Here is a 25,580-nt window from a genome sequence, read left to right as displayed (position 1 = left end):
CGCCCTTCGCAAGGGCCGGGTGCCGGCTCCGCCGGAGCTCAGAGCGCGGGCCGCACCGCCCGCTCCAGCACCGTGGCCGGCGCCGGGCGCCCGAACAGGTAGCCCTGGAACGCATGGCAGCCGTGGCGCTGCAGGAACTGCAGCTGGCCCGTGGTTTCGACGCCCTCGGCCACCACGTCCAGGTCCAGGCTGTGCGCCAGGGCGAGGATGGTGCGCACGATGGCAGCGTCGTTGGGATCGGTGAGCACGTCGCGCACGAAGCCCTGGTCGATCTTGAGCTGGTCGATCGGCAGGCGCTTCAAGTAGCTGAGCGACGAGTAGCCGGTGCCGAAGTCGTCCAGCGAAAAGCCCACGCCGTGCGAGCGCAGCTTTTCCATACGGGCGATCACGTCCTCCACGTCGGTGAGCAACAGGCTTTCCGTCAGTTCGATCTTGAACAGCCGCGGCTGCGCCCCGCTCTCGCGCAGCGCCTGCAGCACCTGATCGACGAAGTCGGGCTGGCGGAACTGGCGCACGCTCACGTTCACCGACAGCACCAGGTGCGCCGTGGCCGCGCTGCGGGACCAGGCCACGAGCTGCCGGCAGCCGTGCTCCAGCACCCACTGCCCCAGCGGCACGATGAGTCCGCTCTGCTCGGCCACCGGGATGAACTCGCCCGGCGACACCATGCCGCGCTGCGGATGCTGCCAGCGCACCAGCGCCTCGGCGCCGAGCATCTGGCCGCGCCGGTCCACGATGGGCTGGTAGTGCAGCATCAGCTCGCCCACCTGCAGCGCGCGGCGCAGCTCGGCTTCCAGCGCAGCCCGCGCGCTGACGGCGGCCTGCATGCCGGGGTCGAAGAAGCGCACGGCGTTGCGGCCGGCCGCCTTGGCCTGGTACATGGCCATGTCGGCGTGCTTGAGCAGGTCGTCCACGCTGCCAGCGGATTCGCCGAAGAGCGTGAGCCCGATGCTCGGCGTGCTGTGGTGGCTGATGCCGTCCAGCAGGTACGGCAGGCTCAGGGCGTTGCCGATCTTGCGCGCCAGCAGCGAGGCATCGGCGCTGGCCGCCCAGGCCTCGGCGGGCAGGCCTTCGGCCAGCACCACGAACTCGTCGCCGCCGAAACGGGCCACGGTGTCGCTCTGGCGCACGCAGCCTTGCAGGCGCTGGGCGACCTGTACCAGCAGGCGGTCGCCCATGTCGTGGCCGAGCGTGTCGTTCAGGTCCTTGAAGTTGTCCAGGTCGATGAACAGCAGCACGCCGTGCCGCCCCGTGCGGCCGACGGACAGCGTGGCGCGGTAGAGCCGGTCGATCAGCAGCCGCCGGTTGGGCAGGCCGGTGAGCACGTCGAAGAACGCCAGCCGCTCGATCTCGGCCTCGACCTGCTTGCGGTCGGTGATGCTGCGGCCGACGCCCCGGTAGCCCTGGAACGCACCGGCCTCGTCGAACACGGGCACGCCGCTGATGGACACCCAGTAGGCCGTGCCGTCCGATGCCAGCCGCTGCAGTTCGAGCTCCCGGAAGGGCTCGCGCGCATCGAGCAGCCGGCGGTGGGCCGCCCAGTCCTCCTCGGTCATGTTGAGGGCACCCAGCTCCCAGCGGGTGCGCCCCACGACTTCGCCGGGCTCCATGCCCACGGGGTTGCGCCCGCCCACGAAGTGGATGAACCGGAAGGATGCGTCCTGCTCCCAGTACCAATCGGAGGAAAGGTCGCTCAGGCTGCGAAAGCGTGCCTCGCTCACCCGCAGTTCGGCCTGGGTGCGCACGTGGTCGGTCACATCGGTGAAGGTGCGCACCATGCCGCCGTCGGGCAGCTGCGTGGTGTGCACCTCCAGCGTGCGCCCGTGGCGCGTGCGGCGCCAGTACACCGCGGGCGACGGAATGCCGCCAGCGCTTTGCACATAGGCCCGCGCCTGCGCATCGACCAGTTCCGCGCTTTCGCCGAAATCGCCGCGCGCTTGCTGCAGCTGCTTGAGCTCCATCAGCGTGGGCCGGGCATCGAACAGTGCGCGCGGCAGCTCGAGCAACTCCAGCACCCGGTCGTTGTAGACGGTGATGCGGCCGTCGGGCCCCACGGTGTACAGGCCCTGGCTCATGCTGGCCAGCGTGGTCTGCAGCAGCGCGCGCTGCGAAGGAGGTTCGTCCGGCCACGGCAGCGCGGGCACGGCGGCGGGCATCGGACCGTGCGGCGCATGCGCCTGCAGCAGCACCGCCAGCCGCTGGGCCAGTTGCGGAAGGTGCGCGCCGTCTTCGGCGCGCAGCACGTAATCCCCGGGGCCCAGGCGCAGGGCACGCGCGGCGAGCGCCTCCTGCGCCGGGTCCAGGCAGAGCACCAGCGGCTGGGTGCGCCCCTGCGCCGCCCAGTCCGGCAAGGCGGTGGCACCGCGTTCCAGGTCCAGCACCAGGGCCTGGCAGGCCCCCGGCACGGCGAACGCGGGAGACCGCGCCACGCCATCGCGGCCAGCCGCGAAATCCGAGGGGGACACCTCCCAGTCGGGGCGGTGGCTGGACAGCCATCGCATCGCCGCGCGGGCCGGTGCCGCACCGGTGCCCACCCAGCCGATGCGCGGCCGCGCGGCCATGGCGGTGGATACCGGCGCGCCGCCCGTTCCCAGAGGGCACGGGGCGGCGGCGGCAGAGGAAACGGTGGGCAGCGCGCTCATGCCATGCCAGCTTCTGCGGCCGTGGGCAGGGCGCCCGGCAATTGCTGGTCGCGTTCGAACTGGGCCACCGGGCTCGGCCGGCCGAACAAGTAGCCCTGGAAGCCTTCGCAGCCGTGCAGCTTGAGGAACGCCAGCTGCCCGGTGGTTTCCACCCCTTCGGCGACCACCTGCAGGTCCAGGCTCTTGGCCAGGGCGAGGATGGTGCGCACGATGGCGGCGTCGTTGGGATCGGTGAGCACGTCGCGCACGAAGCCCTGGTCGATCTTGACCTGGTCCAGCGGCAGGCGCTTCAGGTAGCTGAGCGACGAATAGCCCGTGCCGAAGTCGTCGAGCGAGAAGCCCACGCCCTGCTTCTTGAGCTGGGCCATGCGCTGGATGGCGTCCTCGATGTCGCCCAGCAGCAGGCTCTCGGTGAGCTCCAGCTTGAGCCGCTGGGGGTTGGCGCTCGTGCGCTGCAGCGTCTCCAGCACCTCGGCCGCGAAGGCCGGCTGCCGGAACTGCCGTGCACTCACATTGACGGCGATGGTCAGCCGCGCGGTGTCGGGGTGCTCGGCCCATCGCACCAGCTGCTCGCACGCCGATTCGAGCACAAAGCGCCCCAGCGGCAGGATGAGCCCGGTCTGCTCGGCCAGCGGGATGAAGTCGCCGGGGCTGATCATGCCGCGCTCCGGGTGGCGCCAGCGCACCAGGGCTTCGGCGCCGCACAGCTGCGCGCGGTGGTCCACGATGGGCTGGTAGTGCACCGTGAGTTCGTGGCGGGCCAGACCCTGGCGCAGATCGGCTTCCAGGTGCGAACGGGCATGCACCTGGGCCTGCATTTCCGGGTCGAAAAAGCGCTGCGTGTTGCGGCCTTCGGCCTTGGCCTGGTACATGGCCAGGTCGGCGCGCTTGAGCAGCTCGTCCACGCTGCGCGGCTGGTCGCCGAACAGCGTGATGCCGATGCTCGGCGTGCTGTAGTGCTGCTGCGTGCCCAGCATGAAGGGCTGGTTGAGCTGCAGCAAGAGCTTGTCGGCCACGTGCTCGGCCTGCGTGGCCGCCTCGGTCAGGCCGGCGTCGAGGTTTTCCAGCATCACCACGAACTCGTCGCCACCGAAGCGCGCCACCGTGTCGGTGGCCCGCACGCACGACACCAGGCGCGTGGCGACCTGCGCCAGCAGTTGGTCGCCCATGTCGTGGCCGAGCGTGTCGTTCAGGTCCTTGAAGTTGTCCAGGTCGATGAACAGCAACGCGCCCAGCTGGCCGTTGCGCTGGCAGACCGCGCTGGCGCGCTGCAGGCGGTCCAGCAGCAGGCGGCGGTTGGGCAGGCCGGTGAGCGCATCGAAAAAGGCCAGCAATTCGATCTGTTGCTCGGCCTTCTTGCGGTCGGTGATGTCACGGCACACGCCCAGCAGCCCGGTGACATGGCCGTGCAGGTCGCGGATGGGGGTCTTGATGGTTTCGAAGTAGCCCTCGTAGCCGTCTTCCTGGAACGTGAGGGTCTCCTCGTACACCAGTGGCTGCCAGGCGGCCATGGCGCGCTGGTCGAGCTGGCGCACCCGCTGGGCCTCGACGGCGGGTAGGAGATCGTCGTCCGACAGGCCGATGATGTCGCGCTCGCGCCGCCCGATGAAACGCTCGAAAACGGGGTTGCACGACAGGTAGCAGCCGTTCGCATCCTTGAGGAACACCACGTCGGGGATCGCGCTCACCAGGCTGGCCAGGCGGGTGCGCTGCTGCGTGAGTTCCAGCGCCATGCGCTTTTGCTCGGTCAGGTCGAACGCGAACACCACCACGGCCACCGTGCGGCCATCGGCGGCGACTTCCGGCACCAGCGTGGTGTGCCAGAACTGGGCCCCATGGGTTTTGGGAATGCGGTGCTCGAACACCACCGTCTCGCCCTGCAGCGCCCGGTCGAAATGCGGCTGGATCGGGGCCATCAGGTCGGCAGGCAGCACGTCCACGAGGAACTGGCCTTCGAGCTCATCGACCGGACGGCGCAGCCAGTGCGCCTGCGAGGGGTTCACGTACACGATGCGCAGATCGCGGTCCAGCCGCGAGACGCCGCCAGGCAGGTGGCTGAGCAGGCTCGCCAGTTGCACCTCGTGCGCGCGGCTCAGGTCCTGGGCCTCCCGCTGCTCGGTGACGTCGGTCAGCACGCCGTCCCAGATCACGCGGCCCTTGTCCAGCGGCCGGGGGGTGGAGCTCATCCGCATCCAGCGCAACTGGCCGTTGGCCACGCGCATGCGCACCACCGAGTCGCCGACACCCATGGTGCGGTAGGACGCCTCGTCCGACGCGGCGCAGGCCAGGCGGTCCTGCGGCTCCATCTGCTCGAAGAACAGGGTGGCATCGTTCACCACCGCCTGGGCCGAAATGCCGTTCAGGCGCTCGATCGCATCGCCCATGTGCACGAAATGCCAGCGGCCGTCCGCCTCGCGCACGCGCTGGTACAGCACGCTGTCGGGCAGGTTGCGGCCCAGAAGCTGCAGGCGGCGTTCGCTTTCCAGCAGCCGGGCCTCGGCCTCGCGCGCCCGGGCGAAGGGCATGCGGATGCCGGCGATGAACACCGCCTGGAACATCAGCGCATACCCCAGCACGCGCAAGGCGTGTGCGAACGTGTCGACGAAAACCGGATGCAGCGGGTACAGCAGCATGGCGAATTCCGCCAACGCCAGGGCGGCCGCCGCGCAGGCCATGATGCGCCGGCGCCCCCGGCCGCGCTCCCTGCCGGCGGTGTCGTGCACCCGGTACATCACCCAGGCTGCAACGGCCATGACGCCTCCGAGCAGCGCGTCCGCCCCCATGGCGAAGCGCTCGCCGTGCGCCAGCCCGAACTGCTCGGGCAACCCGCTGGAGGCGGACCACACGAGCACCAGCGACACGCCGGCCGAGGCCACGGCCCAGGCCCGGCCGGGCCCGTGGAACGACACCCGCAAAGCGAACAGCAGCAGGGTCAGCGCCTCGACCCCATGGGCCAGCAATCCGAAGTAGGAAGAGACATTCGCCCGCGTGACGGACGCCATGCTTTCCATCTGGTGCAGCAGGACGGCGTGAAGGAAATTACAGACCGCAGCGGTCGCCAGCCCGGCCACGAGCACATTGGCGCGGCCTTGCTGCGTATCGTCGAGCATGTGCAGGGACACCGCCACGGCCAGCAGGCCGATGAGCACCACCACCATGTCGAGGAAAGGCTCGAGGCCGTGCAGCCCCTGCAGGCCCGAACCCAGCAGTTGCACCACCGGCACCAGCAGCAGCGCCAGCACCGCCACCACCAGCATCAGCGTGACCGCGGGCGCCTCCGACAGAAGCGTCCGCGCGATGGCTGCAGTGACCGGACGGTGGGGAGGGGGGGGCATGGCGGCGGCGGGTTACCTGAACATATCGTCACAAGTGTATCGGGCCGCTCGCCCCCTGGGCGGATGTCCCCGAATCAGGCGGTCAACAACTGCCGAAGCACATAGGGCAGGATGCCGCCGGCGCGGTAGTAGTCCACCTCGATCGGCGTGTCGATGCGCAGCGTGACCGTGACCTCCTGGCGCGACCCGTCGGCCCGGCGAATCGTCAGCAGCGCGTCGCTTTGCGGGGTGAGTTCCGAATCGGGAGCCACGTCGATCGTCTCGTTGCCGGTCAGGCCCAGCGACTCCCAGGAATCGCCCGCCTTGAACTGCAGGGGCAGCACGCCCATGCCCACGAGGTTGGAACGGTGGATGCGCTCGAAGCTCTTGGCCACCACCGCCTTGATGCCCAGCAGCTGCGTGCCCTTGGCCGCCCAGTCGCGGCTGGAGCCGGTGCCGTACTCCTCGCCCGCGAAGATCACGGTGGGGGTGTCTTGGGCGATGTACTTCATGGCCGCATCGAAGATGAACATCTTCGTGCCCTGCAACTCGCCCTCGTTCTGGAACAGCGTGACGCCGCCCTCCTCGCGCGAGCCGTCGGCGGTGGGCGGAATCATCAGGTTCTTGATGCGCACGTTGGCGAAGGTGCCGCGCATCATCACATCGTGGTTGCCGCGGCGCGCGCCGTAGCTGTTGAAGTCCTGCTTCATCACGCCGTTGTGCAGCAGCCACTGCCCGGCGGGCGATGTCTCCTTGATGGAGCCCGCCGGAGAAATGTGGTCGGTGGTGATCGAGTCACCGAACAGCGCCATGATGCGTGCGCCCACGACCGACTCCGATGCCTTGGAGCCGTCCGCGCCCACCGCCCGCTCCTTGGCATCCAGCGTGAACCGCGCGAAGAAGGGCGGCTCCGCGATGTAGGTGCTGGCGGGCCAGTCGTAGGTGTCGCCCTTCACGCCCTTGATGTTGTTCCAGAGCGCGCCCGGATCGGTCTTGACCTTGCCGTAGTTGTCGCGGAAGGCCTTGCCGTTCATGGCGAAGCGCATCAACGCGTGGATTTCATCGCTGGTGGGCCAGATGTCGCCCAGGTACACGTCGCGCCCGCCCTTGCCCTTGCCCACCGGCTCCGTCATGAGGTCGCGCAGCACCGTGCCGGCGATCGCGTACGCCACCACCAGCGGCGGGCTGGCCAGGAAGTTGGCCTTGATGTTGGGGTGGATGCGGGCCTCGAAATTGCGGTTTCCCGACAGCACCGCCGCGCAGACCAGATCGTTGCCGGTGATGGCCTCGTTCAGCTCGGGCGCCAGGTCACCGGCGTTGCCGATGCAGGTCGTGCAGCCATACCCCGCCAGCGCGAACCCGAGCTTTTCCAAGTAGGGCATCAGACCGGTTTCGGTGAGGTATTCCGTGACGATGCGGGAGCCGGGCGCGAGCGAGGTCTTGATGTGCGGCCGCACTTTCAGGCCGGCCTCCACGGCCTTCTTGGCCAGCAGGCCGGCGGCCAGCAGCACGCTCGGATTGGAGGTGTTGGTGCAGCTCGTGATGGCGGCGATCAGCACGTCGCCGTTGCCGATGGTGGGGTCCACCCCCTTGGTCGGCAGGCGCACGGCGGCATCGGCATGCGTGACCGCCAGCGGCGGCTTGTTGTGCTCCATCTCGACCAGGAAGCGCGGTCCACCCGCAGGGGCGGGCTTCTCGGCGGGAACCGCCTCGCTCACGCCCTCGTCGCCCCGGTGGATGTGGTGCCGCGTGTGCAGCAGTTCGGCCGGGCGGTTGAAGCCGTTTTCCGCCGCGGGCTTGCTGAACAGCGACACGAAGTCGCTGCTCACGTTGCCCAGCTCGATCCGGTCCTGGGGCCGTTTCGGTCCGGCGAGGCTGGGGGTCACATCACCCAGGTGCAGGCGCACGATCTTGGAATAGTCGATTTCGCCGGCGAGCGGCACGCCGAACAGGCCCTGGGCGCGGAAATACGCCTCGAACGCTTCGATCTCGCTGTCGGTGCGGCCGGTGCCCTTGAAGTAATCGATGGTCTTTTCGTCCACCGGGAAAAAGCCCATCGTCGCGCCGTACTCGGGCGCCATGTTGCCGATGGTGGCCCGGTCGGGCAGCGACAGCGTGCGCGTGCCCTCGCCGAAGAATTCCACGAACTTGCCCACCACCTTGTGCTGGCGCAGGATCTCGGTCACCGTGAGCACCAGGTCGGTGGCGGTCACGCCTTCGCGCAACTGGCCGGTCAGCTCGAAGCCCACCACGTCCGGGGTCAGGAAATACACCGGCTGGCCCAGCATCGCCGCCTCGGCCTCGATGCCGCCCACGCCCCAACCCACCACGCCGATGCCGTTGATCATGGTCGTGTGGCTGTCCGTGCCCACCAGCGTGTCGGGGTAGTACACGCCATCGGCCCTCTTGTGCACCCCCCGCGCCAGGTATTCCAGATTCACTTGGTGGACGATGCCGAACCCGGGCGGCACCACGCCGAAGGTATCGAATGCCTGCATGCCCCACTTCATGAATTCGTAGCGCTCGCGATTGCGCTGGAATTCCAGCTTCATGTTCAGGTCCAGCGCCTTTTTCGTGCCGTAGTGGTCCACCATGATGGAGTGGTCCACCACCAGGTCCACGGGCACCAGCGGCTCGATCTTCTTGGGCTTCTTGCCCAGGCGCTGGGCCACGCTGCGCATGGCGGCCAGATCGGCCAGCAAGGGCACTCCGGTGAAATCCTGCAGCACCACGCGCGACACGACGAAGGGAATCTCGTCCTTGCGGTCCGCCACCGGCTGCCAGCGTGACAACTGCTCCACGTGTTCCGCCGTGACCTTGCGGCCATCGCAGTTGCGCAGCACCGATTCCAGAACGATCCGAATCGAAACCGGCAGCCGTTTGATCGACGGGTATTGCTTGGCCAGTGCCGGGAGCGAATAGAACTTGCCGCTTTTACCGGACCCCGTCGTGAAATTCTTCAGGGTGGATGCGAACGCGTGGCGGGAAACCGGGGGTGACATCGAGGCCATGTAGTGCTACTCCTGTGGGGACGAGAGCACCTATTCTGGCAGTCCTACATATCGATGCAATCGTGGGGTAATCGCATGCACGACATTTCAGAGAGTCCACCGCCAAACTCCAGGCAAGACGTCCGATCACAAGGCCTGCCGTCCTACACCATGGGAACCGCAGCGCGAGTAAGTGCGCAGCCATATACCGCGGGCCATTTCGATTAATGAAATACCGCACAGTGGAATCTCCGTTTTTATTGAATCATCCTCTTGAAATTAATCGCTGTGCAGCACCACCCATCATGAAGGTGAAGCCAATTCCCAATGGTTGGGATTTCGAGGCAAGACGCAACGCAGAAAGCACTCAGTGCACCCATGAACGGGAAGCCAAGAAACACATCATGGATGCCCATGCCGCCCCACCAAACAGAACGGTATTCCGTGGCCATGAAAAAAGCCCGCCAAGGCGGGCTGTTTATTGCGTGGGTTGCTCTTGCCAATCCGCAGCGCCGACAAAGTCTGCGCGGGATCTGGAATTCAAGGTTTGCCCATCAAATGGCGAATTGCTCGCGGTCTTGGTTCTGGATCCACTTGGGAGCCTTGCCACGGCCCGTCCATGTCTGGCCCGTCGCAGGATCGCGATATTTGGGAGCGACTTTGACGCCGGCGCTGGCACTGCGGGCGCGGCCCGTAGGAAATACGTCCTGGGCGGTCAAACCATACTCCGCCACCAGATTGCGAACCTGATTGATGGCATCGGAAAGTTCGCGGCGACGTGCTTCGCCGATTTGCTGCTCAAGTTCTTCACGCTGTTTCAGCAGGTCTTTGTAGCTAGTGCTCATGGTAGTGTGCGGAGATTAATAACGAAGGCCGCATTATAGGTATCTTTCAATATCGTGCAGAGAAAGCGGGCGCAATCCACCTCTTGAATAACCCATCGATTTCTGGAATTTCGGGGAACTCTGCCAGCTCAGCCATATCGAAGCGCGCGCCCCGATTTGCACCGGCTGGGCTATCCCGGCCTGGGCGATTACCTGGCACAACTCCTTGCAGACGCGACAATGCAGGTTTACCACCTTCGGAAACGCCATGGCGCTCTACTGCATCGGGGATATTCAAGGTTGCGATACGGCATTGCAGCGCCTGCTGGACCACATAGGGTTCTCTCCCAGCCGGGACACCGTTTATTTGCTGGGCGACCTGGTGAACCGAGGCCCTGATTCCGCAGCCGTGCTGCGCCGCTGCATGCAGCAGGGCGACAGCCTGCGCAGCCTGCTGGGCAACCACGACCTGCATCTTCTGGCGGCCGCCCACGGGGCCCGCAAGCCTTCCCGCCGCGACACGCTGGACCAGGTGCTGCAGGCACCCGACCGCGAGGCCCTGCTGGACTGGCTGCGCCACCAGCCGCTGGCACGCCAGCATGTGCATGGTGGAGAGCCCCTGTTGATGGTCCACGCGGGCGTATTGCCCTCGTGGTCGGCCCAGGATGTGCTGGCGCATGCCGACGAGGTGCAGGCCGTGCTGCGCGGTGCCGACATGCCCGCATTCCTTCACGCCATGTACGGCAACACCCCGGACCGCTGGGAACCCACGCTGACGGGGACGGACCGCTTGCGCGTGATCGTCAATGCCTTCACCCGATTGCGCTTCTGCACACCCGAGGGCGCCATGGATTTCGAGAGCAGCGAGGGTGCCAGCGCTGCCCCCGCCGGCCTGGTGCCGTGGTTCGAAGCACCGGGCCGAAAAACGCAGGACGGGCTGGTGGCATTCGGGCACTGGTCCACCCTGGGCTGGATGAACCGCTCCAACCTCTTGGCGCTGGACACCGGTTGCGTGTGGGGAGGCTGCCTCAGCGCGGTCCGCTTTGGCCGCACGTTGGCAGACCGCGAGCACTGCCATGTCGATTGCGAGGAGGCGCAAAAGCCAGGGGCCTGAACAAGAACGGGCCACCCACTGCCCAACGGCAATAAGAAATCACCCAGGGCCTGAGCGGGTCTGGCCCCGGCCGACGGATCGGCCCTGGGCGCTCACTGCGAGGAGGTTTCGGTTTCGGGCTGCACGGCCTTGAACAGGGCCGCCACCTTGCGTTTGGGCTTGATGTTGGCCGAGATGCCGCTGCGCGCCGGCTGGGCCTTGGCCGCGGACTCCCAATGGGGCGCCGCCTCGGTGGCCGGTGCCTCGTAGGGCTTGTCGAAGAACGGATCGCGGGGTGCCGAAGGGGCGCGGTAGCTGCTGCGCGGCGCGCTGCCGCGCGGGTCGTGCGCCTCGCCGCCCCGCTCCCGCCGGCCACCTTCGCGCTGGCCATCCTCGCGCCACGCGCGCTGACCGTCGTTGATGCGGCCGCGGGGGCGGTCTTCCTCGTACTCCAGGGCTTCGAGATCGATCTTCTTCTTGATGAGCTTTTCGATGTCCGCCACCAGGCGCGTGTCGCTGCTGGACACCAGCGTGACCGCCAGGCCCGAGGCGCCTGCGCGGCCCGTGCGGCCGATGCGGTGCACGTAGTCCTCGGCATTGAACGGCACGTCGAAATTGAACACGGCCGGCACATCCTTGATGTCCAGTCCGCGTGCCGCCACGTCGGTGCACACCAGCAGATCGACTTCGCCTTGCTTGAAGGCGTCGAGCGCCTTCAAGCGTTCGTCCTGGCTCTTGTCGCCGTGCAGCGCCGCGGTCTTGAGGCCTTCGCGCTCCAGGCTGCGGGCCAGCCGGGCACAGCCGAGCTTGCTGTTCACGAAGATGAACGCCTGCTTCAGGCCCCGCGTCTTCAGCACCTGGTGGATGGCGCGGCGCTTGTCGTCGTCGTTGGCGCTGTAGAAACGCTGCTCCACCGTGGAAGCCGTTTCGTTGGGGCGCGCCACTTCGATCGTGATCGGGTCTTGCAGGTAGCTGCCTGCCAGGCGCTTGATCTCGGGGGAGAACGTGGCGCTGAACAGCAGCGTGGTGCGCTGCTTGGGCAGGTACGAGAGGATGCGCTGCAGATCGGGCAGGAAGCCGATGTCCAGCATGCGGTCGGCTTCGTCGAGCACCACGTACTCGACCTGGTTCAGCACCGCATTCTTGGCTTCGATGTGGTCCAGCAGCCGACCCGGCGTGGCCACGAGCACTTCCACGCCTTTTTTCAGCTCCAGCGTCTGCGGCTTCATGTCCATGCCGCCGAACACCACGGTGCTGCGCAGCTTGGTGTACTTGGCGTACAGGGCGACCTGCTGGGCGACCTGGTCGGCCAGCTCCCGCGTCGGCAGCAGCACCAGGGCGCGCACCGGATGGCGGGCGGGGGAGGTGGAGCTGTTTTCGTGCTTGAGCAGGCGCTGCAGCAAGGGCAGCGAGAAGGCGGCCGTCTTGCCGGTGCCTGTCTGGGCCGCACCCATCACGTCCTTGCCAGTCAAGACGACCGGAATGGCCTGCTCCTGAATGGGCGTCATGGACTCGTAGCCCATTTCGGCCACGGCGCGTGCCAGCGGTTCAGCCAGCGATAAATTGGAGAAAGAACTTGTCATTTAGCCCGCTATTGTCGCACCAGGGGCTGAACGGGGTGTTTTTTCGGGTAGGCATTCGTGTGCCAAAGGCACGATGCTATTCAATTCATAGCATCATACGATGGCTGTAAAAGCGCAAACGCCACCCCAGGCATTGCAGGGTGAACGCTTCCACTGCGGCGTTCACACTACAGGCTGCGGGCCGAAAACGTGTCGCAAGCCTTCACGCTGCCGTTTTCCAGGCCTGCATGGAACCACCGCTGGCGCTGCGCGCTGGTGCCGTGGGTGAAGCTGTCCGGCACGACGGCGCCGCCGCCCGCCCGCTGCAAGGCGTCGTCCCCTATCTTGGCTGCGGCGTTCATGGCCTCTTCCACATCGCCCTGCTCCAGGATCTGGCGGGCATTCTGGGCATGGTGGGCCCAGACCCCGGCAAAGCAGTCGGCCTGCAGTTCCAGGCGAACGGACAACTGGTTGTACTGCACCTGGCTGACGCGGCCACGCATCTGGTCCACTTTGGCGCTGATGCCCAGCAGGTTCTGGACGTGGTGGCCCACCTCGTGGGCGATCACGTAGGCCTGGGCGAAATCCCCAGGCGCGCCCAGCCGGTTCTTCAAGGTTTCATAGAAGCCCAGGTCGATGTACACCTTGCGGTCGCCGGGGCAGTAGAACGGGCCCATTGCCGCCTGGCCGGTGCCGCAGGCGGTGGGTGTGGAGCCACGGAACAGTACGAGCTTCGGGTCCTGATAGGCGTTGCCACCCTGGCGGAAGATGTCGGTCCACACGTCTTCGGTGTCGGCCAGCACGGTGGAGACGAAGCGCGCCATCTTGTCGTCGGCCGGCGGGCGGTGTGCCGGCGCCTGCTGGACCTGGGCGGGAGCGCCTCCGCCGCCGCTCAGCAGTCCCAGAATCGTCAAGGGATTGATCCCGAAAATCCACCCCCCCAGCAACGCCACCACGATGGTGCCGATGCCGATGCTGCGGCCGCCGAACACCGGCATGCCCCCACCGCCGCCGCCGTCACGGCGATCCTCGACGTTGTCCGATTCGCGGTTGCCTTCCCATTTCATACGGTTCTCCTGCTCGCACCTGCGGATGCGGTGCGCTGGATGTTACGCCCGCGCCGCAGGCCGGGCAGCGGTTCCCATGGGTCGATTCGAGAAGGCATCAAGGCTGCGGCTCGCTGAACGAGGGCGCGTCCACCGCTGCATAGGTGGCCGGTGAACTCTGCAGGCCCCGGGGCGCCCAGTGCGCCTGGCGCTCCGATGCCTGCTGCACCTGCCCCTGCACCACCCAGCCCAGCGCGACGAGTTGCGCCGCGATCACCACGCTGCCGATCACGATGGGCCAAGGGCGCAGCGTCGGGGCGGAGGACACGGGGGGATGAAAATCGTCGTGCATGGCGGTCTCTTGCGATAGGTCTGAAATGGATGGATGGGATGCTAGGCAGCGCGCCAGAGCCGAAAACCCGGTCGATGGCCTGCGGGGGCGTAGGACGGAGCCGGTCTGGCGACACCCCCTGCAACGCGCCGACCTTCAGGCGCTCCCTGCCTGGATCAACGCGTGCACCAGTGCACGCTGGCGGCGGCGGGCTCGGCGTCTTCGAAATACCCGGACAACTCCTGCACCAGGGCTTGCAGGGCGCATCCCGGAAGGGCACGGGCCCGTTCGATCTGCTGCAGGGCGTAAGTGCGGTCGCCGAGCATCATGGCGGCGCTGATGCAATGGCCACGGGCGGCCATCTGCAGCAGGAAGGCATCGAGCGCTTCGGCGGGCCAATAGCAGCGGTGGGTGCTGCCTCCCGAAGCCTCGTGCAGCACATGCGAAAGGCCCGTGCGCTCGGCCTGGAAAGACGATACGGCGTGGTGGGTGGCAGGCATGGTGGGCTCCTCAGGCAGCGTTCTGCGTGGGATTTACAGCATTCAACCGAATGCAACACAGAACCTGGCTGAATCGTAAAAAACCGTAGCCGCCCTCGCTCACGGCAAAAAAGCCGTGGCGGTGTAGGACTCCACCGCCCGAAAAATCAGGCCCGCATCAGGCCTTGGGCAGCGTGACGCCGCTTTGCCCCTGGTATTTGCCGCCCCGGTCTTTGTAACTCACGTCACAAACCTCGTCGCTTTCGAAAAACAGCACCTGGGCGCATCCCTCGCCGGCATAGATGCGGGCCGGCAGCGGGGTGGTGTTGCTGAATTCCAGCGTGACATAGCCCTCCCACTCGGGCTCGAACGGCGTCACGTTCACGATGATCCCGCAGCGGGCATAGGTGCTCTTGCCCAGGCAGATGGTCAGCACGTTGCGGGGAATGCGAAAGTACTCCACCGTGCGTGCCAGCGCGAAGCTGTTGGGCGGGATGATGCAGCTGTCGCCTTCGAAGTCGACGAAGCTCTTTTCATCGAAGTTCTTCGGGTCTACCACGGTGCTGTGGATGTTGGTGAACACCTTGAATTCCGGCGCGCAGCGGATGTCGTAGCCATAGCTGCTGGTGCCGTAGCTGATGATCTTGCGGCCTTCGGCCTCACGGACCTGGCCCGGCTCGAAGGGTTCGATCATTCCGGTCTGCTCTGCCATGCGGCGAATCCATTTGTCGCTTTTGATGCTCATTGCTCACTCCTGCTGGGCCGCCATTGTAGAGAGGACGCGCGGGCAGGCACTATATTTTTCATAGCGACATGCGCTAGTGCAACCTGCGTCAGGGGCCTATTCGGCTTGGGAAACCACGGTGCGCTCGATCACCCGGTCGTCGCCCAGCACGATCATCGCGAAGAGCAGTTCGTCCAGGTTGGCCGCGTGCGCGGTCTTGCGCGCCAGCAGCGGCGTGGCGCGCGGATCCAGCACCACGAAGTCGGCCTCGCACCCGGGCTGCAGGTTGCCGATGACGCCCGCCAGCCCCAGCGCGCGCGCCGCGCCGGCCGTGTGCTGCCACCACAGCGCCTGCGGCGACAGCGACAGGCCGGGCTTCGTCTGCCCTTCGCGCCCCACGTAGTAGGCGGCGAGCATGGTGTGGAACGGGCTGAAGCTCGTGCCGCCCCCCACATCGCTCGCCAGTCCGTAGCGAAAGCCGACCCAGTCGGCCCCGGCGTAGTCGAAGAAGCCACTGCCCAGAAACAGGTTGCTGGTGGGGCTGACCGCCGCCACCGCCCCGGTGTCGCGCATGAGCGCCCGGTCGGCATCGTCGAAGTGGATGCAGTGGGCGTACACGGCGCGCTCGCGCATCAGCCCGAAATCGTCGTACACCGACAGGTAGCTGCGGGCTGCGGGAAACAGTTCGCGAGCCCATCGGATCTCGTCCAGGTTCTCGGCCACGTGCGACTGAATCCACACGTCGGGGTATTGCGCCGCCAGTTCGCCCGCACCGCGCAACTGGGCCTCGGTGCAACTGGGCGCAAAGCGCGGCGTGATGGCATAGCCCAGCCGGTCCTGGCCGTGCCAGCGGCGGATCAGCGCCTCGGTGTCGCGCAGGGACTGCTCGGTCTGGTCGCGCACGCCATCGGGCGAGTGGCGGTCCTGCAGCACCTTGCCGGCGATCAGGCGCAGTCCGCGCGCCTGCGCCTCGCCCATCAGCGCGTCCACCGACGCCGGGTGCGAGGTGGCGAACGTGAGCGCGGTCGTCACGCCGTTGCGCAGCAGTTCGTCTAGGAACACGGTGGCCACGCCGGCGGCATAGGCTGGATCGGCAAAGCGGGATTCGTGGGGAAAGGTGTAGTTTTCCAGCCAGGGCAGCAGGCCGTCGGCGGGCGAGCCGATCACATCGGTCTGCGGAAAATGCACGTGCATGTCGACGAACCCCGGCGCGATGATGCGGCCGGGCCAGTGCACCACCGGCCACTGTGCGTATTGGGCCGCCAGGGTGTTCCAGGCGCCTGCGGCCTGGACGCGCTGGCGCCCCTGGGCATCGGGGCCGATGGCCAGCAGGCCGTCTTCTTCATACAGGGCCGAATGGTCGTCGGCGAAACGCAGCAGGCCGGAGCGGTAGATTTGCATGGCGGCAGCTTAACGCCGGGCACGGCGCCTTTCATGCGCCGCAGCGCATGGGGCCCATACCGGCGGCACTACACCGCCACCCGCTCCCGGGGCGGCAACGCCTCGCGGTCCTGCGCCGCCGTCGGGGCGGCAGTGCGGCCCAGTTGCCCCGCGATGCGCTGGGCGTGCAGCAACAGCCGCTCGATGGCAGACACGTAGAACAGCGCGCCCTGGGTCAGCGCCCCGATGGCAAACAGGCCGGGCTGGCCCAGCACCTGAAGGCTTTGCGCATCGATCGCGATGCCGCCCAGTTCGTGCTGGCGAATCAGGCCGCGGTCGATCAGATTCTCGATGAGCGGCGAATCGATGCGCGCCAGGTTGCCGGCCACGCCGGTCGCATCCAGGATGCCGTCGAGCGCCAGCGTTCCACCGGCCAGTTCCACCTGGAATCCCGGCCGGCCCTCCGCCAGCCGGGTGGCCCGGTATCCGGGGTGCACGGTCAGCTGGCCCGCCTGGAGCAGCGCCTGGACCTTGCGCGCGTTGTCCAGCGGCATCGGGTGCCGGTAGCTCATCCAAAGGCCCTGGTATTTGCGAAAGAACCGGCGTTTCTGGTCCGGCCGCAGCGCGGTCCAGTAACGGTCGATGTCCTCCTTGGTGGCGTCCAGCTGCAGCTGCCAGTCCCGCACCGCCTGGGCCGCCTCGATCTCCCGGCCGATGCGGACCAGGGGGTCGCGGATCGTCATGAGGCCCGGGTATTCGTGCCCACAAGGATGGCTTTCGCGGAACCAGCGCAGGAAGCCGCGCAGCGTGTCGCCCGCATAGCGGTGCTCGGGGCGCACCAGGGGCGTGGTGGGCAAGGCGCCGCGCACCAGGGGCAACTGGCCGGAATGGGAAAACATGTGAATGCGCTCCACACCGAGCCGGCCGAGCAGTAGCGCCATGTCGATGGCCGTGAGCTTGGTGCCGAGGATGCCGATGCGTGCGTTCCGCGGCAGCTCGGCCTTGATGGCGCCCAGGTCGTGGTACGGGTTCGCGTGGTAGTGCGCCACGCCCGGAAACGGCGACCGCTTTTTGAGATGCCCCAGCGCCAGCACGACCTGGTCCACATGCCAGGCATGCTGGGCTGTGGCCACGTGAAAGCCGCTGGCCCCGCGCTCGATGTCGGTCACCGCCTGCGCCACGCGCACCAGCTTCACGCCGCGCGCGGCGAACGCGCTCTCGGCCTGGTGGGCGACATCCTGCAGGTAGGCCCCCATGAGCGAGCGCCGCACGTATCCGCCCGGCGCATCGGCCTGCCCCGCGCAGAGTTGCTGCAGCCAGCGGTCGAACCCGTCCGGCTCGCCGGCCCGGGCGCTCAGCAACGACGAAGCCATGTTGAGGATGAACTCGCCGTCGTTGGTGTCCCGGCCGTAAGGCAGTCCCGGGCCGAACCCGCCGGACTCGTCGAACAGCAGCACCTCGGAAATCCCGGCTTGGCCGCCCATGCGGCTCAGCGCTTGCGTGACGAGGGTGCCGCTGCAGCCGCCCCCGATGATGGCGATCCTGGCCATGCTCATGTCTCCTTCGCGGGTGCGGTGCGCCGACGCATCAGGCGGTACCACCGGCCAGGGCCAGGTCCGCCGCGCGATCCCGGGCCGCGGGCACGGGGCGTGCCGGGGAGCCATGCCGTGCGAAATGCTGGCGCAGCAACATGTCGGCACGCAGCGAGGCGGGAGCGGTCTGCAGCAGCGCCACCAGCTCGACCAGCGAAGCGGGCGCGCCTTCCAGGTAACGGCGGATGGAGTGCCCGTCGTGCAGGCGCACGGGGTCTTCCCGCAGCACCACGCCCGCCAGGCGGAGCAGCAGCTTCTTTTGCTCGCCCTTGCGCAGGATCCAGTGCGCGCTGCCGTAGCGGAACGCCTCGTCATCGCGGTGCGGCAGGAGCGGCGCCAGGCTCCAGAGCCCGTTGTTGCTGCCGCACAGGTAGTCCGGCGTGGTCGTGCCGGCCACGCTGCGCACATCGTTCAGCGCGGTGACGTCCACGGTGGGTGTGCCGAGCACGGACAGGTTCACATCGCAGGCCGACGCGAACGACAAGGCGACGGAGCGGTTGAAGATTTCCTCCTGCTCCTGCACCGAATAGCCCAGCCGCTGCAGGTCCGCCCGGGCAGCGTTGTCGATCTGCTGGATGGTCGCGATGCCGGAGCTGTGCGCCAGGAAATGCAGCCGCACCAGGTCTTCGATGCCCTGGAAAGAAAGCCGCCCCGCCGGCTGCCCGTCGCGGTTCAGCGGCCGGCCCGCCGCATCGCGTTCCACCAGCCCTGTGGCCGTCCAGGCCAGCGCCCGCGGCAACGCGACCAGCCGGGGCAGCACCACGCGCTCGTAGATGAGGCGGGACGAGTGGCTGACCACCTGCGCATGCGCCTTCGTGTTGAGCGTGAAGCGGTTGTGCAGCATGCTGGATTCGATCAGCACGGTGCCGTCGGCATCGAGGCCGGCGTGCGCGATGCCGAGCACCTCGGCGGCGGCCTGCGTGCGCTCCAGGAACCGGGCGAACGTGGCCGTGAGCCCGGTGGAGAGCTTCAGCCCCTCCGGGTAGTGGGTGGTGGGCGTGCTCGGCAGGACGATCCATGCGCCGCGGGCGATGGCGCCCTGCACGGCCGCCACGTCCATGTCAATGGGCACCGCCAGGCCGCCGCTGCGCTGCGCGGCCCGGTACACCCGGATGCCGGCGCTCTTGGGCTCGGCCTCCGAATTGGCCCGCAGGGCCACCGCCCGCTCGTGGATGGCCTCGAACAGCACGGCCATGGCGGCGCTGTAGCCGGGCTCGCTGCGCACGGCGGTGTGGACGATGTCGGTGCGGTCGTCCGTGTAGTGGCAGGGAATGGCGGTGAGGAATTCGAGAAACCGCCCCTCCGGCCCCTTGAACTGCGCAGGCGGCACCTGGTAGGCATGGGGCGGCAGGCCCGCTTCAGTAGCCATGGCCTGCAGCGCCGCGTCCCACCGCCCGCCGGGGCACTGGCGCTCGGCCAGCAACTCGCGCACGAAGTTCAGGGCCTGCAGCGGATAGACGTGCCGGAACGCCGCCGCACCTTCACGGGGATAGCGGTCCCGCTCTTCCACGAAAAATCGCGCGTAGAGCCCGTGGTCGCGCAGGGCCGCGAGCGCGAGGTCGCCCGCACCCGGTGCCTGCGCATCGGGCGGCAGGTGGTTGGCCGCCGCCTCCAGCGCGTCCAGGAACCGGGATTCCCGGGCCGCGTAGGCGGGCTGCAGCGGTGCCAGCGCCGCCAGCACGGCGCTGGCCATGGCCCGGGGGCGGTCCAGCGGCACGGTCGCTGCGAGCGGCTGCAGCCGGGCGATCGCGGCCTGCAGCAGCGCCACATCGGGATGGGGCATGTCCAGCGCCACGCGCGTTTCCTCGGCCGTCAGCACCGTGGCCCCCAGGGCCTGCAGTTGCTCCCGCACGTAGCGCACCTGCTCCGCCGTGGTGCCGCGGCGCCAGCCGCCCGTCACCTCGGGATCCGGCACGTTCAAGGCATCTTCCAGGCCCACCCGCACGCCGTCGAGGCCCAGGGCCACGGCCAGGCGCGGCAGCAGCACGATCATCGGGCCGGGCACGAGGGCGGACACCTTGGCGCCCGGGCACTTCGCGCGGATGCGCGCCACCACTGGCCGCAGCCGCGCCACCGCCTGGGCCAGGGCCTGCTCGAAGGACTCTGCGGAGCCTTCGGCCAGCAGGCGCAGGATGTCCTTGCGCTCTTGCACCGGCAGCAGGGAATCGTCCTGCACTCCGCCCTCAGGCAGGCGCCGGTGCTGGTCCACCCCCACCACCAGCATGAACAGCACGGGCCCGCCCACCGAGCGCAGGCCGGCCTGATACGGCCCCAGCGCACCGTCCAGGATCGCGCCGTTGAACACCTCCACCTCGGGCCGCACGCCCCATTGCCGGCAGTGCGCGATCTGCGCCGCCAGGAAGGCCGGGGGGTTTTCATAGCCGCCGCCCGCCTGGAAGACCACCGGCCCGGGGCTGAAGGAGCCCATCTCCGGCGCGCGCTGCTGCGCGCCGTAGGCCCGCAGATGCACCCGGCGCACGGGGCTTTCAAAGTCGGCCGCGCCGCCCCGCACACTGGTGGACAGGTTCAGGATGGCAGCGGGCGCCGCCTGGTGCAGCCGGGGCACGATCGCCGCGTACTGTGCCTCGTCGATGTGATTGGCCTGCCGCCCCAGGCGTACCGGCACGGCCACCCCGGGCACGTGGACCGGGTGCTGGCCGCTGCAGTCCCGCGTGTGCAGGTGCACGATGGCGGCCCCTTCGCGCACCGCCGCCACGCTGTGCGCGACGATGGCTTCGGGTGCGATGGGCAGGTGCGGCGATGCCGTCCTGCCCGGGTTCCAGTGGCCTGCGCCGTGGTCGGCCCAGCCGCGCTCGCGCAGGGCGTCCAGCAGTTGCGGCGCCTCGGCCTGCAACGCGGCCACCAACGCGGGTGGCAAGTAGGTCTCGATCGTTTCCGGGTGCCATGCCAGATCGCCGGCGCCCGCCACGTCCCAACCCTGGGAGGTGAGCGTCAGCACCAGCTCGCGCGCCGTTTTTGCCGATGCGATGCGGTGCAGGGCCTCACCCGGCAGGTGCCGGCGCGCCTCCATGTCGCCCAGGCGGCGGCCCGGGGCCTGGGGCCCGTCCGCCGCGCTGGCCACCTGCAGGGCGTCCAGGCTGTCGCAGATCCCCAGGCCGCCGGCCGGCACCGCCTCCCAGCCATCGGCGGCCAGCCGATGGGCCAGGCCCATGCCCTGGGCGTCCGCGGCCTCGATAGACCGGGCGGGCAGGAATTTCGGCTCCCGGGCCAGGGCTTGCTGTGGAACGGCGCCCACAGGCGCCGCCGTGATGAACATTCGCATCGACCTTCTCCCCTTGGTTTTTTTCTGGACCCGCCGGGCGCGCCGCGGGCCGCGCGGGCCAGCGCATCGCGTGCCTGGCGGGCATGTCGATGGCATTACAGCAATGCCCGGGGCGCCCGGAAACTATCCCTTCGGGTAGTTGCCAGACCGGCGCAGATGCATTCCAGGTCAGCGCGGAGCCCTGCGAACGACGCGCTTGGCGCTATGCGGCGTCGCCGGCCTGCGCTGCCGCCTGCCGGGCGCAGACCGCGCGCAGCGCCGCCACGAACAGCGATTGCTCTTCGTAGCGCGCGCCCTCGGTCCGCTGGAACAGCGTGATGGGCGGCAGCGTCCAGCCGAAGCGGTGGGCGACGATGCCCACACCCGCGATGCGGGCCAGTTCCTCCGCGATGTCGGCGGGCACAATGGACACCGCTTTTTCGTTGGCCGCGATCAGCTCGCCGATGAGCTTGGACGACAGGCTCTCGACGAACGGCGCGGGCGGCGCCACCCCTGCGCGCAGGAAGAAATCGGTGATTTGCTCGCGCATGGGCGTCTGGCGGGCGCCCAGAATCCACTCCAGCCGGGCCAGTTCCTGCCAGGCCAGCGGCTGGCGCCCGAGCCGGGCGGCGAGGCGGCGGTGGGTGATGAGGCGGGGCTCCTGGTGGTAGAGCACTTCATGCTCCAGCCCCTGCATGTCGAGCACGGCCGATGCACGGCCGATCACGCAGTCCAGTTCGTGCTGGCGCAGGCGCTCCAGCAGGCGGTCGCTGGTGCCTTCGTGGATGGTCACGGTCACCTGCAGGCCCTGCGGCCGCGTCTGGCCGATGGCGGCGGCCAGCAGCCGCCCGGACACGAAAGGGATCACGCCCACCTGCAGGTGCGCGGCGCGGCCCAGGCCCACGGCCTCGATGTCGCGCACCCAATGGCCCAGGTCCTCCAGCATCGCCCGGGCCCGGGCGATGACCAGCTCCCCCAGCGCCGTGGGCGCCATGCCGCGCGCGGAGCGGTGGAACAGCGCGCCGCCGAACATGGCTTCCAGCTCGGCCAGCGCGTGGGTGACGGCCGGCTGGCTGGTCGCCATGCGGTGCGACACGCGGGTCAGCGACCCGTGTTCCGCAATCATGCGCAGCAGCACCAGGTGGCGCATCTTGAGCCGCGACGCGAGCCGGGCCTCCATCTCGGCAGGGGTCATCGAACGGTCCCAGAGCCATATCCATTGGCTTATGGGGCAATACTAAATGAGAAAGATTGGCTCATGCGGCTACTCCACAATCGCAGCCCATGCGGCGGCGGCCCTGCGGGGCCGGACGCCTTCCAATCCAAAAAAAGGGGGAGAAGCGCGCAATGGAAACGATCTACTGGGTGGTGGGCATCGGGGCCGTGGTGGCCGGGTTCGTGCAGGGGCTGTCGGGGTTCGCGTTCGGCATGGTGGCCATGTCGTTCTGGGCCTGGACGCTGGAGCCGCGCCTGGCGGCGGCGCTGGCGGTGTTCGGGGCGCTCACCGGGCAGATCGTCGCGGCGGTGTCGGTGCGCCGCGGCTTCGACGTGCGCACGCTCGCGCCGTTCGTGCTGGGCGGTCTGCTGGGCATTCCGCTGGGCGTGGCCTTGCTGCCACGGCTGGACATGGTGTGGTTCAAGACGCTGCTGGGCGCCCTGCTGGTGCTGTGGTGCCCGACCATGCTGATGGCCAAGCGCCTGCCGCGCATCCGCTCGGGCGGCCGCGTGGCCGATGGCGTCGTGGGGCTGGCCGGCGGCGTGATGGGCGGCATCGGCGGATTCACCGGCACGCTGCCCACGCTGTGGTGCACCCTGCGCGGCTACGAGAAGGACCAGCAGCGCGCCGTGATCCAGAACTTCAACCTGTCGATGCTGCTGGTCACCATGGGCACCTACCTGGGCACCGGCATGGTCACGCGGGACATGCTGCCGTTCTTCGCCATCGTGGCGCCGGCGATGCTGGTGCCCACGCTGCTCGGCACGCGGCTGTACATCGGTCTGAGCGACGTGGCCTTCCGGCAGATCGTGCTGGGCCTGCTCACCGCGTCGGGCGTGGCCTTGCTGGCCTCGTCGCTGCCGCAGCTGGTGGCGCGCCACCTGTAGCGGCCGAAAGAGAGAGGACGGCCCCTCGCCAAGGCCCCTTTCCGCCCTTTTCAGCGCTGCACGCCCTCGACCAGCCAGTTCATCTGCAGGATCTGCGCATCGCCGAGGGTCTGGCCCGCGGCGATGACCTCGCGGCCGGTGTTGTCGCGCACGGGGGTCGCCCCCGCGCGGAACGGGTGGAAGCGCCCCTTGGCGATGTCTTCCTGGCGGGCCAGCACCTCGGCCTTCACAGCCGGCGGCACCTTGCTGCCGAAGCCCTCGACGCGGATCATGCCTTCGCGCACGCCGCCCCAGAGGTTGCCGCTTTTCCATGTGCCCTGCGCCACGGCGCGCACGCGTTCGGTGTAGTAGCCGCCCCACTGGTGCGTGACGGCGAGGATCTGCGCGTCCGGCCCCATTCGGCGCATGTCGGAGTGGTAGCCGATCGCGAGCTTGCCGCGCTCCTGGGCCGCGGCCATCACCGCCGTGGAGCCGGTGTGGAAGGCCACCACGTCCACGTTCTGGTTGAACAGCGCCATGGCCGCATCGCGTTCCTTGGGCGGGTCGAACCACACGTCCAGCCACACCAGCTTGACCGTGGCCTGGGGGTTGACCGAGCGCAGGCCCAGCGTGAACGCATTGATGCCCTGCAGCACCTCGGGGATGGGAAAGCCGGCCACGTAGCCCGCCACGTTGGTGCGCGTCATGCGCCCGGCGGCGACGCCGGCCAGGTAGCGGCCCTCGTAGTAGCGGGCGTTGGCCGTGGCCACGTTGGGCGCGGTCTGGTAGCCGGTGATGGATTCGAACTTCACGCCGGGATAGTCCCGCGCCACCCGCAGCGTGGGCTCCATGTAGCCGAAGCTGGGCGTGAAGATGATCTGGTGGCCCGTGGCCGCCAAGTCGCGGATGACGCGCTCGGCGTCCGCGCCCTCGGCCACGTTCTCCACGAACGTGGTGCGCACGCGGTCGCCCAAGGCGGCCTCGACGGCCTTGCGGCCTTCGTCGTGCTGGTGCGTCCAGCCCGCTTCGGTGATGGGCGAGACATAGACGAAGCCGGCCTTCACCACGGCCGGGGGGACGGTCTGGACGGTCTGGCCGGTTTGGGAAAAGGCGGGGGAAAGCCAACAGCAAGCGGCCACGAGCGTGGCTGCGAGGTTTTTGTACATGGTGGTCCTCTACATGGTCCCGGGGGATGGAAACGCGAAAGGCGGCCGGGACAGCCGCCTTTCGGGGAGCGCGATTGTAGTCAGCCGGCCCGCCCCCCGTGCCGGCAGGGCCATGCGGGCGGGCGCCCCTGCGGCCATCCGGGCCGAGGCATGGACGGGCAGCCCTTCAATGATTGGGGGCGAAAAGTGCCTCCAGCGCAATTAGAACTAGGGCATGCCGCTATATTTTCAATAGCACAAATTCACTTCGGGGAATGTCACTTTTCTCACCACGCCCCAGCTGTACACCGGGGTGGCCATGGCGTGGACAGTCCATAAGACAGCCCCGGGCTTTCAACCATCCCTGCCCGGTTCTGGCTCAGGCGGTTATGGCTTTCCACTGCATCAAACCAGCGAATGACCTTCGTGCCGATGGTGTCGCCCACGGTGACGCCAGGCTTTTGGGTGTCGATGGTGGTTTTCAGGCGGCTCTGGTAGGTATTGTGCTGCGCTTGGATGACAGCCTGATTGAGGTTCTGTACCCAGCCCTCTTGTTCTGTGATGGCGGCATATCATGGACTTTGCGAAAGAGCCAATATTATTTTTCGAACAGTCGGTTTACAAAATTCTTGATTTCTCAGAGATAGGAGTTTCTTCTCAATTTCGAGCACAGCATCCCCGCTGAAATAGTCCTGCCCGATTAAATCTTCAACCACATCTTCTGGCCCCAGCAATCCCACGGGTATTGAAAGTGCATTTGAAAGAGCAATCAATTCGTTCTTTGCAACACTTTCATTAATAGCCCTTCCTTCAGCAATCTGATCAATAAGGAAATCAATATTAAGCTCTTCGCGATTCTTTAACTTCAAGAGCCGCTCCATAGCCTTTCGCCTCTTCAAAAAACCCAGCCCCAATAGCGCCCGCCATCAATACAATTAGCAAAAAAATAGCCATCTTCCCTTCTAAGTTTTGCATAGAATATTCCCTGCAGCAGAATTGCAAGGATTAATAATCCAAAAAACATTAATAATAGCAATGGGAGCAAAAACGGGCTACATTAGCAAGATGAAATCCGGCAGCTTTTTGGTAGTTTATTTAACAGTATTTATTCTGC

General features: G+C 67.6%; 18 protein-coding genes. 2 read left to right on the top strand and 16 right to left on the bottom strand.

Annotated elements, in window-relative coordinates; genetic code table 11:
• Positions 1 to 38: 38 nt before the first annotated feature.
• The 4 genes from AVTE2539_RS02600 to AVTE2539_RS02585 all read right to left on the bottom strand — a co-directional run bounded on the left by AVTE2539_RS02600 (position 39) and on the right by AVTE2539_RS02585 (position 9,791).
• Positions 39 to 2,561: a putative bifunctional diguanylate cyclase/phosphodiesterase gene (locus tag AVTE2539_RS02600; RefSeq protein ID WP_502868883.1), complete on the bottom strand. Its 2,523-nt coding sequence runs from the start codon at positions 2,559 to 2,561 to the stop codon at positions 39 to 41.
• Between the two features lie 77 nt (positions 2,562 to 2,638).
• Positions 2,639 to 5,977 carry an EAL domain-containing protein gene (locus AVTE2539_RS02595; RefSeq protein ID WP_284408250.1) on the bottom strand — a complete coding sequence of 1,113 codons (3,339 nt, stop codon included), beginning with the start codon at positions 5,975 to 5,977 and terminating at the stop codon, positions 2,639 to 2,641.
• Positions 5,978 to 6,051: 74 nt separating this feature from the next.
• The gene (locus AVTE2539_RS02590) at positions 6,052 to 8,967 is read right to left on the bottom strand and encodes an aconitate hydratase (protein WP_284408249.1); all 2,916 of its coding nucleotides are present in this window, start codon (positions 8,965 to 8,967) and stop codon (positions 6,052 to 6,054) included.
• A gap of 533 nt (positions 8,968 to 9,500) precedes the next feature.
• On the bottom strand, positions 9,501 to 9,791 hold the full coding sequence (locus AVTE2539_RS02585; protein ID WP_272548868.1) for an H-NS histone family protein: 291 nt from the start codon (positions 9,789 to 9,791) through the stop codon (positions 9,501 to 9,503).
• A gap of 247 nt (positions 9,792 to 10,038) precedes the next feature.
• On the opposite strand from AVTE2539_RS02585, the gene AVTE2539_RS02580 reads away from it, so the two are divergent.
• Complete coding sequence (locus AVTE2539_RS02580; RefSeq protein ID WP_284408248.1) at positions 10,039 to 10,884, top strand: symmetrical bis(5'-nucleosyl)-tetraphosphatase; 846 nt, start codon at positions 10,039 to 10,041, stop codon at positions 10,882 to 10,884.
• Between the two features lie 92 nt (positions 10,885 to 10,976).
• Here AVTE2539_RS02580 and AVTE2539_RS02575 read toward each other — a convergent pair whose 3' ends face one another.
• From AVTE2539_RS02575 to AVTE2539_RS02535, 9 genes are all read right to left on the bottom strand, one after another.
• The gene (locus AVTE2539_RS02575) at positions 10,977 to 12,446 is read right to left on the bottom strand and encodes a DEAD/DEAH box helicase (RefSeq protein WP_272564908.1); all 1,470 of its coding nucleotides are present in this window, start codon (positions 12,444 to 12,446) and stop codon (positions 10,977 to 10,979) included.
• Positions 12,447 to 12,613: 167 nt separating this feature from the next.
• On the bottom strand, positions 12,614 to 13,492 hold the full coding sequence (ypfJ, locus tag AVTE2539_RS02570; protein WP_284402275.1) for a KPN_02809 family neutral zinc metallopeptidase: 879 nt from the start codon (positions 13,490 to 13,492) through the stop codon (positions 12,614 to 12,616).
• Between the two features lie 97 nt (positions 13,493 to 13,589).
• Positions 13,590 to 13,823 (bottom strand): hypothetical protein, encoded by a 234-nt coding sequence (locus AVTE2539_RS02565; RefSeq protein ID WP_284408247.1) that lies wholly within the window; start codon positions 13,821 to 13,823, stop codon positions 13,590 to 13,592.
• A gap of 155 nt (positions 13,824 to 13,978) precedes the next feature.
• Entirely contained in the window at positions 13,979 to 14,302 is a 324-nt protein-coding gene (locus tag AVTE2539_RS02560; protein WP_272564911.1) for a hypothetical protein, read from the bottom strand.
• A gap of 157 nt (positions 14,303 to 14,459) precedes the next feature.
• Positions 14,460 to 15,026, bottom strand: coding sequence for a dCTP deaminase (dcd, locus tag AVTE2539_RS02555; protein WP_272564912.1), 567 nt, complete (start codon positions 15,024 to 15,026; stop codon positions 14,460 to 14,462).
• A 96-nt stretch (positions 15,027 to 15,122) separates the two neighbouring features.
• Entirely contained in the window at positions 15,123 to 16,406 is a 1,284-nt protein-coding gene (gene guaD / locus AVTE2539_RS02550) for a guanine deaminase (protein ID WP_284408246.1), read from the bottom strand.
• A gap of 68 nt (positions 16,407 to 16,474) precedes the next feature.
• Positions 16,475 to 17,941 carry an FAD/NAD(P)-binding protein gene (locus AVTE2539_RS02545; RefSeq protein WP_284408245.1) on the bottom strand — a complete coding sequence of 489 codons (1,467 nt, stop codon included), beginning with the start codon at positions 17,939 to 17,941 and terminating at the stop codon, positions 16,475 to 16,477.
• A gap of 31 nt (positions 17,942 to 17,972) precedes the next feature.
• A complete protein-coding gene (locus AVTE2539_RS02540; RefSeq protein ID WP_284408244.1) occupies positions 17,973 to 21,260 on the bottom strand; it encodes a 3-keto-5-aminohexanoate cleavage protein in 3,288 nt (1,095 codons plus the stop codon).
• A 202-nt stretch (positions 21,261 to 21,462) separates the two neighbouring features.
• Complete coding sequence (locus AVTE2539_RS02535) at positions 21,463 to 22,434, bottom strand: LysR substrate-binding domain-containing protein (protein ID WP_284408243.1); 972 nt, start codon at positions 22,432 to 22,434, stop codon at positions 21,463 to 21,465.
• 152 nt (positions 22,435 to 22,586) lie between these two features.
• On the opposite strand from AVTE2539_RS02535, the gene AVTE2539_RS02530 reads away from it, so the two are divergent.
• Positions 22,587 to 23,342 carry a sulfite exporter TauE/SafE family protein gene (locus AVTE2539_RS02530; RefSeq protein WP_272564920.1) on the top strand — a complete coding sequence of 252 codons (756 nt, stop codon included), beginning with the start codon at positions 22,587 to 22,589 and terminating at the stop codon, positions 23,340 to 23,342.
• Between the two features lie 50 nt (positions 23,343 to 23,392).
• Here AVTE2539_RS02530 and AVTE2539_RS02525 read toward each other — a convergent pair whose 3' ends face one another.
• The 3 genes from AVTE2539_RS02525 to AVTE2539_RS02515 all read right to left on the bottom strand — a co-directional run bounded on the left by AVTE2539_RS02525 (position 23,393) and on the right by AVTE2539_RS02515 (position 25,441).
• The gene (locus AVTE2539_RS02525) at positions 23,393 to 24,487 is read right to left on the bottom strand and encodes a BMP family ABC transporter substrate-binding protein (RefSeq protein ID WP_284408242.1); all 1,095 of its coding nucleotides are present in this window, start codon (positions 24,485 to 24,487) and stop codon (positions 23,393 to 23,395) included.
• A gap of 551 nt (positions 24,488 to 25,038) precedes the next feature.
• Entirely contained in the window at positions 25,039 to 25,335 is a 297-nt protein-coding gene (locus AVTE2539_RS02520) for a hypothetical protein (protein WP_284408241.1), read from the bottom strand.
• Positions 25,307 to 25,441: a hypothetical protein gene (locus tag AVTE2539_RS02515; RefSeq protein ID WP_284408240.1), complete on the bottom strand. Its 135-nt coding sequence runs from the start codon at positions 25,439 to 25,441 to the stop codon at positions 25,307 to 25,309. Before AVTE2539_RS02515 ends, AVTE2539_RS02520 begins: the two co-directional genes overlap by 29 nt.
• Positions 25,442 to 25,580 lie beyond the last annotated feature (139 nt).

This window comes from Acidovorax sp. SUPP2539 (assembly GCF_030158975.1).
In the GTDB taxonomy this organism is placed as follows: domain Bacteria; phylum Pseudomonadota; class Gammaproteobacteria; order Burkholderiales; family Burkholderiaceae_C; genus Paracidovorax.
The sequence above is the reverse complement of the archived record's forward strand: the minus strand, read 5'-3'. Positions and strand labels throughout refer to the sequence as shown.